Below are 12,459 nucleotides of genomic sequence, written 5' to 3' on the forward strand. Positions count from 1 at the left end.
GGCTTGCTCGCGAAAGCGGTGGATCAGTCACCCGATGTATTGACTGACCCTCTGCATTCGCGAGCAAGCCCGCTCCCACATTTGATTTGTGTTCATCCTGCAATTACGGCAAGTCGCGACTCGCGTAAAACGCACTCAACACCTTCACCAGGTGCGCCAGGTCGTGGCTGCCGCACAGCTCGCGAATCGAGTGCATCGCAAACGTCGGCAAGCCGATATCCACGGTGCGCACGCCCAGGTGGCTGGCGGTGATCGGGCCGATGGTCGAGCCGCAACCCATGTCGCTGCGTACCACAAAGCTTTGCACCGGCACTTCTTCGGCCATGCACAGGTGGCGGAAGAACCCGGCGGTTTCGCTGTTGGTGGCGTAGCGCTGGTTGCTGTTGACCTTGATCACCGGGCCGGCATTGAGTTTCGGGCCGTGGTTGGCGTCGTGCTTCTCGGCGTAGTTGGGGTGCACGCCGTGGGCGTTGTCGGCAGACACCAACAGCGACTTCTGGATAGTGCGTACGAATTCATCACCCTCGGGCAGCAGGCGACGCAGGGTCTGCTCCAGCATCGGGCCGTCGGCACCGCAGGCGGAGCACGAGCCGACTTCTTCGTGGTCGTTGCAGACCAGCACGCAGGTTTCATCGGTTTCGGCGGTGAGCAGGGCTTGCAGGCCGGCGTAGCACGACAGCAGGTTGTCGAGGCGGGCACCGGCGATAAAGTCGCCATTGAGGCCGATCACGGCCGCGCTCTGGGTATCGTAGAAGCTCAGCTCATAGTCGAGCACCACGTCAGCGTTCAACCCGTGTTCACGAGCCAGTTGCTCGGTCAGCACTGCGCGGAAGTCTACGCGCTCGTCACCGGCGAACTGCGCAAGGATCGGCGGCAGTTCGGTCTGGGCATTGATCGCCCAACCCTGGTTGGCTTCACGGTTCAGGTGAATGGCCAGGTTGGGGATGATCGCGATGGGCAGCTTGAAGTCGATCAGCTGGCTTTCGACCTTGCCGTCGCGGCGGAAAGTGACGCGGCCGGCCAGGGACAGATCGCGGTCGAACCACGGCGCCAGCAGCGCGCCGCCGTACACTTCCACACCCAGTTGCCAGAAGCCCTGGCGTTGCAGTTCAGGCTGTGGCTTGACCCGCAGGCACGGGCTGTCGGTGTGGGCGCCGACCAGGCGGATGCCGCCTTGCAGGGGCGAGTGGCGGCCGAGCTTGAAGGCGATGATCGAGGAGTCGTTGCGGGTCACGTAGTAGCGCCCGTTGGCCTCGGTGGTCCAGGTCTCGCGCTCGTCAAGACGCTGGAAACCGGCCGCTTCCAGGCGCTGTGCAAGGGCGGCGGTGGCATGGAACGGGGTAGGGGAGGCCTTGAGGAAGTCGATCAGGCCTTGGTTCAACTCTTCGCGCATAAGTAGCTCCAGACAGCAATGGCGCGAGTTTACCGTCCGACGGGATAAGTGCACAGAACAAATGTGGGAGCGGGCTTGCTCGCGAATGCGGTGTGTCAGTCGCCGAATGAGCTAACTGATCCACCGCATTCGCGAGCAAGCCCGCTCCCACATTTTAATTGCGTTTACAGCTTAAAACGGCGCGGGGCACTCGAAGCGCAGACGCTCGCCGCTCTGGGGATGGGTGAAGCTCAGCATGCTGGCGTGCAGACACAGCCGTGGCCAGGCAGCCAAGGCCTGTTCGTGGGCATACAAGCCATCGCCCAGCAACGGATGCCCGATGGACAGCATATGCACGCGCAGTTGATGGGAGCGGCCGGTGATCGGCGTCAGCTCAACCCGGCACCAGTCGCCGCAACGCTCCAGGACTTTCCAGAAGGTCAGCGCGTTCTTGCCGAACTCGTGGTCCACCACGTGCCGTGGCTTGGTCGGCGGGTCGTAGCGCAAGGGCAAGTCGATGCTGCCGCTGTCCAGTTCCGGTTGGCCCCAGCAGAGTGCGGTGTAGGCCTTTTCGGTTTCCCGGTCATGAAACTGGCGGGACAGTTCACGGTGGGTATCCGCGTCTCGGGCCAGCAGGATGATCCCGGACGTTTCCCAGTCCAGGCGATGGACGATGCGGGCTTCGGGGTAGCCGTTTTCCTGCAGGCGGGTGATCAGGCAGTCCTTGTTGTCGTCGGCGCGACCGGGCACCGAGAGCAGCAGGGTAGGCTTGTTCACCACCAGGACAGCAGCGTCCTGATGAAGGATATGGACATTGGACAACGGCATTAAAACAGCCTCGTAACAAACGCCAACGGCGGCTCGCTCACCCGGCCCCGTGAGGGGAGCCAGGTAACCGAGCCGCCGTGGCGACCGCCTTTTCGATCAACGATCAGGCAGGGTGATATTGAGTTCCAGAATCGAGCAGCTGCCGTCATTTTCCAGGGCGACATGCACGTCATCGTTACCGATGTTGACGTACTTGCGGATCACTTCCACCAGTTCCTTCTGCAGGGCTGGCAGGTAATCCGGGGTGCTGCGTTGGCCGCGTTCGTGCGCCACGATGATCTGTAGACGCTCTTTCGCTACCGACGCGGTACTTGGCTTTTTGTTGGCGCGAAAGAAGTCGAGAAATTTCATTGTTTAGTTGCCTCCAAAGATACGCTCGAAGAATCCCTTCTTCTTAACATCGAGGAAGCGATGTTCCACGGTCTTGCCCAGCAAGCGATCTACCGCATCGCTGTACGCCTGGCCGGCGTCGCTCTGGTCGTCAAGAATCACCGGCACACCTTGGTTGGATGCCTTCAGGACGGCCTGGGATTCCGGGATCACACCCAGCAGGGTCACGGCGAGGATTTCCTTCACGTCTTCAACGCCGAGCATTTCGCCATTGCTGACGCGCTCAGGGTTGTAGCGGGTCAGCAGCAGGTGTTCCTTGATCGGATCTTCACCTTTCTCGGCGCGCTGGGACTTGCTGGCCAGCAGGCCGAGCATGCGGTCCGAGTCACGTACCGAGGAGACTTCAGGGTTGGTCACGACGATGGCTTCGTCGGCGAAGTACATCGCCAGGTGAGCGCCGGTCTCGATACCCGCCGGGGAATCGCACACCACGTATTCGAAGGTTTCCTTCAGTTCGGCGAGGACCTTGCCCACGCCTTCCTTGGTCAGCGCGTCTTTGTCGCGGGTCTGGCTGGCGGCCAGTACATACAGGTTCTCAAGGCGCTTGTCCTTGATCAGTGCCTGTTGCAGGTTGGCTTCGCCATTGACGACGTTGACGAAGTCGTAAACCACGCGGCGTTCACAGCCCATGATCAGGTCGAGGTTACGCAAGCCGACGTCGAAGTCGACGATAACTGTCTTGTGGCCGCGCAGAGCGAGGCCGGTACCGATAGCGGCGCTGGTGGTGGTCTTACCCACACCACCCTTGCCGGATGTAACCACGAGAATCTTGGCCAAGGTGTTTCACCCCTAAGGAAAAAGGACTTTTTAGTCCCTGAAAAACATCTCTTGTCACTCGCTGCAGGCGGGCAGCTCTTGTAGGAGAAAGCACGGTTTGCCTGGGCAAACCCCACCTTAAAATTATTCCTACACAAGTTTTGCCGTTTTCGCTGTGCTATCAGAGTCCAGAGATGCTTGGAAAATGCGGCAGTATCCGTTAAAGACGAACGATGTTCAACACATCGCCCGACAGGCTGACTTGTACCCCGGCCCCCCACAGCGGATCGCGGCGCAAATCTTCCGAAACCTTGTACTGGCCTGCGATGGACACTAGCTCAGCGGTCAACTGCTGGCAAAAAATACGGGCCTTGGTGTCACCTTTTATGCCGGCCAGGGCACGACCACGCATGGGGCCGTATACATGGATGTTTCCATCGGCGAGAAGTTCCGCCCCCGGGCTGACCGGGGCGATGACGACAAGGTCGCCACCCTGGGCGTAAATCTGCTGCCCGCCCCGTACGGGAGAGGTGATGATCTTTGTCGGCTTGATCGTCGGCTCCGGCGGTTTCTCAGGTTTTTTCTTCTCTTCGCCGACCAACGGGTCGAGCGGACGCTCGCGGGCACCCGACGGCGGCAGTACTGGCAGTTCAATGGCGATTGCCGCGGCGATGTCTTCGATACGGCTGGCACGGATCGCCAGGGTGCGCAGGCCATGCTGGCGGCACACGCGCATCAGCCCGGGCAGGTCGACCGCGCCCTGGCCGGCCGGGAGCTTGTCCAGGGCCAGCACCAGCGGTGCATTGTTGAAGAAGTTCGGCGCCAGGGCGACCTTGGCGGCGAGCTGGCGGTCCAGGGCATCAAGGTCGTTGCGGGCCAGTTCCAGCACGGTAATGGCGAGCATGCTGCCTTTCAACTGGAACACGGGATCTTGGTCTAGCGGTTCGGTTTGGCTCATGGTCGGCAAAGCGGCTTGTCACGAAAAGTGTCGAGACTTATAACGAGAACATCCGCTAGCCGCAAGCCGGGTCGAACCGTTGTAGAATGCGCGGCCGTTGTCTTTACCGGAATCTTGAATGGATCGCCCGCGTTTTCGAGCTGTATTTTTTCATCCGCGCTTCTGGCTGTTATGGCTGGGGCTGGGTTTGCTGTGGCTGATTGTGCAGTTGCCGTACCGGGCTTTACTGGGGATTGGCCGTGCCTTGGGGGCGGGAATGTACCGGGTGGCCGGTGAACGTCGACGTATCGCCGCACGAAACCTGGAACTGTGCTTCCCGGAAAAGTCCGCTAAAGAGCGTAAACATTTGCTCAAGGAAAACTTTGCCTCCACCGGCATCGCGTTCTTCGAGATGGCCATGAGCTGGTGGTGGTCCAAGCCGCGCCTGGCGCGCCTGGCCCATGTCGAAGGGCTGGAGCACCTCAAGCAGGCGCAACTGGAAGGCAAGGGCGTGATCCTCATGGCCCTGCATTTCACCACCCTGGAAATCGGCGCCGCCTTGCTCGGGCAGAAGCACACCATCGACGGCATGTACCGCGAGCACGGCAACCCCTTGTTCGATTTCGTCCAGCGCCGTGGCCGCGAGCGGCACAACCTCGACTCCCTGGCCGTAGAGCGCGAAGACGTGCGCGGCATGCTCAAGCTGCTGCGGGCCGGTCGTGCGATCTGGTACGCACCGGACCAGGACTACGGCGCCAAGCAAAGTATCTTCGTGCCGCTGTTCGGTATTCAGGCCGCCACCGTCACTGCCACCAGCAAGTTCGCACGCCTGGGCAAGGCTCTGGTGGTGCCGTTCACCCAGGAGCGCCTGGCCGACGGCAGCGGTTATCGCCTGGTGATCCATCCGCCGCTGACCGACTTCCCGGGTGAATCCGACGAGATCGATTGCCTGCGCATCAACCTGTGGGTCGAAGCCTCCGTGCGCGAATGCCCCGAGCAATACCTGTGGACGCACCGCCGCTTCAAGAGCCGGCCGCCAGGTGAACCTAAACTGTATGAAAAACGCCGCCGTTGATCTGAAGTCCCCAAGCACCATGGAGTGATGCAATGCGCCCAGCTGAACCGGTCACAGGCTTGATTCTTTCCGGCGGCGGGGCGCGGGCCGCCTATCAGGTGGGGGTACTGGCGGCGATAGCCGAGCTGTTGCCGCCGGGCGCGGCCAATCCGTTTCCGGTGATCGTCGGCACCTCGGCCGGGGCGATCAATGCAGTGAGCCTGGCCAGTGGCGCCATGGACTTTACCGCCGCCATCCAGCGCCTGACCGCCTTCTGGCAGGGCTTTCGCAGCCACCTGGTGCTGCGCAGCGACTGGCCCGGGGTGATCAGCCAGGCCAGTCGATTCCTTATCCACAGCCTGCTGGGGATGGGGGCGCAGGTGCCAGTGGCGCTGCTCAACAGTTCGCCGCTGCGGGACTTGTTGCGCGACAAACTGCACCTGGAAGGGATCGCGCAGTCGATCCGCGAGAAACACCTTCATGCTGTGGCGGTGACCGCGTTCGGGTACGAGTCCGGGCAAGCCGTGACCTTCTATCAGGGCGGCGGCACCATCGATGCCTGGTTGCGGCATCGGCGCATCGGCATTCCCACCCAATTGACCGTTGAACACTTGCTGGCCAGCTCGGCGATTCCGTTGCTGTTTGCGCCGGTCAAACTCGGGCAGGAATATTTTGGTGACGGGGCGGTGCGCCAGTCGGCGCCGATCAGTCCTGCGTTGCACCTGGGCGCCAGCCGCGTGCTGGTGGTGGGGGTCAGTGGCAACCCGCGTGGCAACGATCCATCGAACCCGGCGCGCACCTTCACCGGCCAGGAGCCGACGTTGGCGCAGATCGGCGGGCACATGCTCAACAGCACGTTCATCGACAGCCTGGAAAGCGATATCGAATTGCTCGAGCGCCTGAACCAGTTCAGCCACGTGTTGCCGGCCAACGCGGCGATACAAGGTTTGGCGCCAGTGGAAGTATTGGTGATCGCTCCCAGTCAGCCAATCGACGAAATCGCGGCACGTCACCGCCAGGAATTGCCGGCGGCATTGCGCCTGTTTCTGCGCGGGCCGGGGGCGACCAAAACCAGTGGCGCGGGGGTGCTCAGCTACCTGCTGTTCGAGGCGGGGTATTGCAGCGAATTGATCGAATTGGGAAGGCGGGATGCGCTGGCCAAGCGCGAAGAGTTGCAGCGGTTCCTGGGCCTGACACCGGACTGAATGTGGGAGCGGGCTTGTGTGGGAGCTGGCTTGCTCGCGAATGCGGTGTGTCAGTCGCCAGATGTATTGACTGACCCACCGTATTCGCGAGCAAGCCCGCTCCCACATAAACCCGATTCCACAGGGGATAGGCGGTGTGGTTAGAAGTGGTACTTCACCAACAGGCTCGCAGTGTCCTGGTTGGTCTCGAACGCGCCGCTGTCCTGGATCCCGTACTTGTTCTTCCAGTAGTCGTATTCGATACCGACATACAACTGCTTCTCGCCCCAATGCAACGCCTTGCCCAGGTCATATTTGATCTGCGGGTTGAAGTGCAGGTTGGCGTGGTAAGTGCCGCGGGCGTTCTTGTCGTTATCCACCACCCAGTCCATGAAGCCGTCGATCAGCACATTGGAGTTGCCCACCGGGATCGTGTACGACCACACCGGTGTGATCTGCCATACGCCGTCACCCGGGCGATTGCCTTCGGTCTGGCGCTGGTAGAAGTTCAGCTGGAAGTAGTCGAAACCAGGGATTGCCAGGTCGAAGCCCGGGCCGAGCAAGTACGACTCGTTGTCGCCTTCGCCGAACTCGTAAGTGAACGCCAGCAACACGTCCTTGATCGGACCGAACGACAAGTCCTTGTCGAAAATCTTGCCGAACGACAAGCGTGGGCTGAACTCACCGTAGTAAGTACTCGGGCCGACATTGCCGTCTTCCTTGCCGTTGTAAAAGATGCGGTCGAGGAAGAAGAAGTTGTCGCCGTACTTCCACGCATCGGCGTGTTCGAAGGTCACGGTTTGCTGGATCTGCGGGTTAACAGTGAAGTTCTTGCCCCACAGATAAGTCAGGCTGTTGTTCTGCCACTGCAGCAGATCACCGGCCATGGCCTGGCCCCCGGCCAGCAGGGATCCTGCCAGCATCAGGCTGTTCACGGTACGTTTCATTCGGTTGCTCCCGAGGTAAAGGTTTCTGGTTTTTTTTCTAAGCGGACGCTCTGGTGTGGCGTCTTTTGGCTTGCCGCAAAAATCGTCTGTTCGGTCAGCTTTGATGCTTTTAGCAAGAGCTGCGCCAAGGTGTTTAAAAAGCCAAAAAATCCCCGTCGGCTGTGATGAACACAGTCGAATTCGGAGAGTTTTTGCACACGTTGGCTGCGGACGTGGGGCCGGGATAAGTTGGCCTTGCAGTCAGCTTTTACATTCGCTGTTTTTTTTTGAGTCGATTTGAGCGGGCGCCGAGAATACTGACTCCCAGGCCTGTGCTCAAGTGCGCCGTTAAAGAGCGCGCGGGGCGAGAATGGGGCACGGCGCGTGGCCGGCCCCGGGTGAATGGCGTACATGGTGTGTTCCCTGATCGTTATTGTTTTTGTTGTGACGCAGGAATCAATGTGGGTGTGCGTGAGCGCTTGGGGCAGCACGTTCGGCGCCACCCAGGATGTTGAATAACAGGTTCAGCGACAGCGCGCTGATCGTGGCCATGGCGATGCCGCTGTGAGTGATCGGGCTCATCCATAGCGGCAGCTGTGCAAAGAATTCGGGACGTACCACCGGGATCAATCCCATGCCGATACTCACCGCCACCAGCAATTGGTTACGGCGGTCGGCAATGTCGGCTTCCTGGAGGATCTTGATCCCGGTGGCTGCCACCATGCCGAACATGGCAATCGCCGCGCCGCCCAGCACTGCGGGTGGAATCGACGCTACCAAAAAGGCGGCCTTGGGCAGCAGGCTCAGCACAATCAGGAACGCGCCGGCCACGATCGTCACCGAACGGCAGCGCACGCCGGTCATCTGCACCAGGCCGATGTTCTGCGCGAACGAGGAGTGGGTGAAGGTGTTGAAGAACCCGGCAAAAAACGATGCGCCGGCGTCACACAACAGGCCACGGCGGAGCATTTTCGGCGTGACTTCCTGGCCGGTGATCTTGCCCAGGGCGAGGAACATCCCGGTGGACTCGACGAAGATGATCACCACCACCAGGCACATCGACAGGATCGGCGCCAACTCGAACTTGGGCATGCCGAAATGCAGTGGCGTCACCACTTGCACCCACGGGGCGCGCGCCAGGCCGCTGAGGTCGACCATGCCGATCATCCCGCACAGCCCGTAGCCGAGGGCCATGCCGATCAGCACCGAGATATTCACCCAGAAGCCGCGCATGAAACGGTTGATCAGCAGGATGGTGGCCAGCACCAGCGCGGCAATCGCCAGGTAAATCGGTGAGCCAAACGTGGACGCCGCTGCGCCACCGCCGGCCCAATTGACCGCGACGGGAAACAGCGAAAGACCAATGGCGGTGATCACGGTACCGGTCACCAGCGGTGGAAAGAAGCGCACTACCTTGGACATGAACGGCGCGATCACCATGCCGAAAAAACCGGCGGCGATGGTCGCACCGAAGATCCCCTGCAGGCCGATGCCGGGCATGCCGGCCATGGCCACCATGCTGCCGACAGCGGCGAAACTGGCGCCCATCATCACCGGCATACGAATGCCTACCGGGCCGATACCGAAGGACTGGACCATGGTTGCGATGCCCGCCACCAGCAGGTCGGCGTTGATCAGGAAGGCGATTTCTTCACGGCTCAGGCCCGCGGCCTGGCCGATGATCAAAGGCACGGCGACGGCGCCACCGTACATCAGCAAGACGTGTTGCAGGCCTACCAGAATCAGTTGCAAGAGGGGCAGCCGCACCATGGCGGGCGCGGCAGGAGTCTGCGTTTCTAGCTGGGACATGCAACACCTCGGATCTTTTTATTGTTGTGTTGTTCGGCATTCAATTGCCGGGTGGAACTCATTCGTCAAAGCACACCGCAGATCCCATGTGGGAGCGGGCTTGCTCGCGAACGCGGTGGTTCAGTCACCTGAAGTGTTGAATGACACACCGCATTCGCGAGCAAGCCCGCTCCCACACGAGTCCTGCGTTAATCAGTCAGTTGGTACGCGCCCCCTGAGTGATCCAGGTGCCAATCAAGTCCCGTTCCTGCTGGGTCATCTGGGTGATATTGCCCAGCGGCATGATCTGGCTGGCCACGGCCTGTGCCTGGATGCGCGGGGCCATTTGCTGGATCTGCTGCGGCGTATCAAACATCACCCCGGCCGGCGCGGTGCTGAACAGCGGGCTTGTCGGCTTGGCCGAATGGCACACCGCGCAGCGCTCCTGGATCACCCCGTGGACCTTGTCAAAATCAATCGATGCCTGGGCCGGTGCTGCTTCGGCAGGTGCCGGTGCAGGTGCCGCTGGAGCAGCCGGTTTAAGCCCGCCACCCAACGCCGTTTCCGGCAGCGGCTGGTATTCGATGGCCGCAGGAGCCTTGGCCACATCCGGTGCAGTCGCCACCGGTTTTGGGCCGGTCACGTAGGCCAGGCAAATCATCGCCAGCGCGCCAACCGGCAAGGTCCAGGCGTATTTCTGGCTGTTGTGACGGGTGTTGAAGTAGTGACGCACCAACACCGCCGCCACCGCGATACCTGCGAGGATCAGCCAGTTGTATTGGCTGCCGTAGGTGCTCGGGAAGTGGTTGCTGATCATGATGAACAGCACCGGCAAGGTGAAGTAGTTGTTGTGGCGCGAACGCAGCAAACCCTTGGCCGGCAGTGCCGGGTCGGGCGTGCGGTTTTCGGCGATGGCCGCCACCAGCGCACGCTGGGCCGGCATGATGATGCGGAACACGTTGCCCACCATGATGGTGCCGATCACGGCGCCCACATGCAGGTACGCACCACGACCGCTGAACACTTTGCTGAAGCCGTACGCGGCGGCAATCAACAGCACGAACAGGATCAGGCCGAGCAGGGCGGGGCGCTTGCCCAGTGCCGAGTCGCACAGAAAGGAGTAGATGAACCAGCCGGCCAACAGCGAGCCGAGGCCCAGCAACACACCTTCCGGACCGCTGAGGCTGCTGCCCGGGGCCAGCAGGTACAAGGTCGGGTTGGCGTAGAACACCACGCACAGCAGCGCGATGCCGGACATCCAGGTGAAGTAGGCTTCCCATTTGAACCAGTGCAGGTTGTCCGGCATGGTCGGCGGGGCCAGTTTGTATTTTTCCAGGTGGTAGATACCGCCACCGTGGATCGCCCACAAGTCACCGGCGAGGCCGTCCTTGGGGTTGACGCGGTTGAGGTTGTTTTCCAGCCAGACGAAGTAGAACGAAGCGCCGATCCAGGCGACGCCAGTGATCATGTGAACCCAGCGCACGCTCAGGTTCAGCCATTCCATCAAATGTGCTTCCACAGTCTTTACCTCTCGCCTGTCACTCTGTCGTCGAGTGATCAGACCTTCTCTTATTGGTGGGGGGCGAGGATCAACCGCTCATCCTCTTTAAAAAAATGCTCATCGCAGTTATTGCCTGTGCCACTGCGATCAACCACCAGGAAGTCATCCCGCTTTTCGATCGTCAGCACCGGGTGGTGCCAGACGCCGCGATGGTAATTAATGCCCTGCCTGCCGTTGGTAACGAAGGCGCGGACCAAGCCCGATACAGGTTCATCGCCAAGTGGCGCGACCACGATCAGAAAGGGGTTGCCGAGCAGCGGGATGAAAGCCTGGCTGCCCAGCGGGTGTCGTTCCAGCATGCACACGGTCAGCGGCATGTCCTGCGCGTCGGCGCGGAAGATGCTGATGATCGCGTTATCTTCTGGCGTGGCGGTTTCAACCGTCGCCAGTTTATGAAAGCGCATGGTCGACCCGTTGTTGATCATGAAGTGATCGCTGCCATCGGTTTCGATAACGTCTCCGAAAGGGGCGAAGGCTTCTTTGGTCAGGGGTTCGATCATCAGTGTGCGCATGGCTGTCTTCTTAATCTTGTGTATGGATCGTTCCCACGCTCTGCGTGGGAACGCCGCCCTGGACGCTCTGCGTCCGCTCTTGTGACGCAGAGCGTCACGGTATGCATTCCCACGCAGAGCGTGGGAACGATCGGGTGTTACTTCGAGACCTTACCGAGAACCCGCAGGCGGCTCACACCACCATCCGGGAACACATTCAGACGAATGTGGGTGATCGGGCCCAGCGCCTTGATCTGCTCGGCAAACGTGTGTTCAGCGTGCATTTCCAGTTTCTGCGCCGGCAGCAGTTCGCGCCAGAACAGCGATTGGGTTTCGATCTGGCTGTCGGTGCCGCCCTTCACGAACGCGCCCTGGATCGAGCAAGTGTCCGGGTAGTTGCCCTTGAAGTGCAGGGTGTCGACCACGATCTTCTCGATCTCGCCCGGGTGGCCCAGTGCGACGATCACCCAGTCATTGCCCGGCGTACGACGACGTGCGGTTTCCCAGCCGTCGCCCATGTTGATGCCACGGCCCGGGTTGAGGATGTTGCTCATGCGCCCGAAGTGTTCATCGGAGCAGGCCAGTGCGCGGCCGCCGTTCAATGCAGCAGCCAGGTCCACCTGTTCGTTGTCGCCCACCGCCGACCAGTCGCGGAACGGAATGCCGTACACACGCAGACGGGCCACGCCACCATCCGGGTAGATGTTGAAACGCAGGTGGCTGAAGGCCTGGTCGTTGTTGATCTCGTGGAAGTGATGGCTGTTGCCTTGCAGCTCTACAGCCGACAGCACTTCAACCCATTGGGTGTTGTCATCCGGCTCGCCGCTCGCGAGGAAGCAGGCTTCCAGGGACGCCGATGGCGGGAAGTTGCCGGTGAAGAATGAAGTGTCGATGTCCACGCCTTTGATCGAACCCGGTACGCCCAGGCGGATAACTGCGCTGTCGTAGCCTTCGAAGCGCTTGCGGCGCGACTCCCAGCCGTCCATCCACTTGCCGTTGTCATCGAAAACGCCCTCCTTCCACACGGCCGGGGTCGGCTGGAACAGGCGGTTGGCGTCGGCGAACCAGTCATCGGTGACAGAGATGATCTTGGTGCCCAGGCGGGCGTCGGCCAGGTTGACGAACTTTTCGAAAGGTACGGGTTGCGCTTTCATTCTTCTTGTCTGCCTTAA

13 protein-coding genes are annotated in these 12,459 nt (G+C 60.9%); 2 read left to right on the forward strand and 11 right to left on the reverse strand.

Going from position 1 to position 12,459, the window contains the following annotated elements; translation table 11 throughout:
- Window positions 1-103: 103 nt before the first annotated feature.
- From V6607_RS09640 to minC, 5 genes are all read right to left on the reverse strand, one after another.
- The gene (locus V6607_RS09640; RefSeq protein WP_003209095.1) at window positions 104-1,393 is read right to left on the reverse strand and encodes a M18 family aminopeptidase; all 1,290 of its coding nucleotides are present in this window, start codon (window positions 1,391-1,393) and stop codon (window positions 104-106) included.
- 171 nt (window positions 1,394-1,564) lie between these two features.
- Window positions 1,565-2,200, reverse strand: coding sequence for an RluA family pseudouridine synthase (locus tag V6607_RS09645; protein ID WP_008432172.1), 636 nt, complete (start codon window positions 2,198-2,200; stop codon window positions 1,565-1,567).
- 96 nt (window positions 2,201-2,296) lie between these two features.
- Window positions 2,297-2,551, reverse strand: a complete 255-nt coding sequence (gene minE / locus V6607_RS09650; protein WP_003175252.1) for a cell division topological specificity factor MinE — start codon at window positions 2,549-2,551, stop codon at window positions 2,297-2,299.
- Between the two features lie 3 nt (window positions 2,552-2,554).
- A complete protein-coding gene (gene minD / locus V6607_RS09655; RefSeq protein ID WP_003209098.1) occupies window positions 2,555-3,367 on the reverse strand; it encodes a septum site-determining protein MinD in 813 nt (270 codons plus the stop codon).
- Between the two features lie 199 nt (window positions 3,368-3,566).
- Window positions 3,567-4,304 (reverse strand): septum site-determining protein MinC, encoded by a 738-nt coding sequence (minC, locus tag V6607_RS09660; protein ID WP_003209099.1) that lies wholly within the window; start codon window positions 4,302-4,304, stop codon window positions 3,567-3,569.
- A gap of 118 nt (window positions 4,305-4,422) precedes the next feature.
- Here minC and V6607_RS09665 point away from each other — a divergent pair, with 118 nt between their 5' ends.
- Window positions 4,423-5,358: a lipid A biosynthesis lauroyl acyltransferase gene (locus tag V6607_RS09665; protein WP_134326008.1), complete on the forward strand. Its 936-nt coding sequence runs from the start codon at window positions 4,423-4,425 to the stop codon at window positions 5,356-5,358.
- 32 nt (window positions 5,359-5,390) lie between these two features.
- Window positions 5,391-6,542, forward strand: coding sequence for a patatin-like phospholipase family protein (locus tag V6607_RS09670; RefSeq protein WP_087694783.1), 1,152 nt, complete (start codon window positions 5,391-5,393; stop codon window positions 6,540-6,542).
- 140 nt (window positions 6,543-6,682) lie between these two features.
- On the opposite strand, the gene V6607_RS09675 is transcribed toward V6607_RS09670, so the two are convergent.
- From V6607_RS09675 to alc, 6 genes are all read right to left on the reverse strand, one after another.
- Window positions 6,683-7,468, reverse strand: coding sequence for an outer membrane protein OmpK (locus tag V6607_RS09675; RefSeq protein WP_003209104.1), 786 nt, complete (start codon window positions 7,466-7,468; stop codon window positions 6,683-6,685).
- On the reverse strand, window positions 7,465-7,860 hold the full coding sequence (locus V6607_RS09680; RefSeq protein ID WP_134326009.1) for a hypothetical protein: 396 nt from the start codon (window positions 7,858-7,860) through the stop codon (window positions 7,465-7,467). Before V6607_RS09680 ends, V6607_RS09675 begins: the two co-directional genes overlap by 4 nt.
- Before the next feature lie 43 nt (window positions 7,861-7,903).
- On the reverse strand, window positions 7,904-9,256 hold the full coding sequence (locus tag V6607_RS09685) for a nucleobase:cation symporter-2 family protein (RefSeq protein ID WP_087694784.1): 1,353 nt from the start codon (window positions 9,254-9,256) through the stop codon (window positions 7,904-7,906).
- Between the two features lie 196 nt (window positions 9,257-9,452).
- A complete protein-coding gene (locus V6607_RS09690; protein ID WP_087694785.1) occupies window positions 9,453-10,754 on the reverse strand; it encodes a urate hydroxylase PuuD in 1,302 nt (433 codons plus the stop codon).
- Between the two features lie 50 nt (window positions 10,755-10,804).
- On the reverse strand, window positions 10,805-11,308 hold the full coding sequence (locus V6607_RS09695) for an ureidoglycolate lyase (protein ID WP_003209110.1): 504 nt from the start codon (window positions 11,306-11,308) through the stop codon (window positions 10,805-10,807).
- A 137-nt stretch (window positions 11,309-11,445) separates the two neighbouring features.
- Window positions 11,446-12,441, reverse strand: a complete 996-nt coding sequence (gene alc / locus V6607_RS09700; RefSeq protein WP_003209112.1) for an allantoicase — start codon at window positions 12,439-12,441, stop codon at window positions 11,446-11,448.
- Between the last annotated feature and the right edge of the window lie 18 nt (window positions 12,442-12,459).

This window comes from Pseudomonas sp. KK18 (assembly GCF_037094675.1).
Taxonomy (GTDB): domain Bacteria; phylum Pseudomonadota; class Gammaproteobacteria; order Pseudomonadales; family Pseudomonadaceae; genus Aquipseudomonas.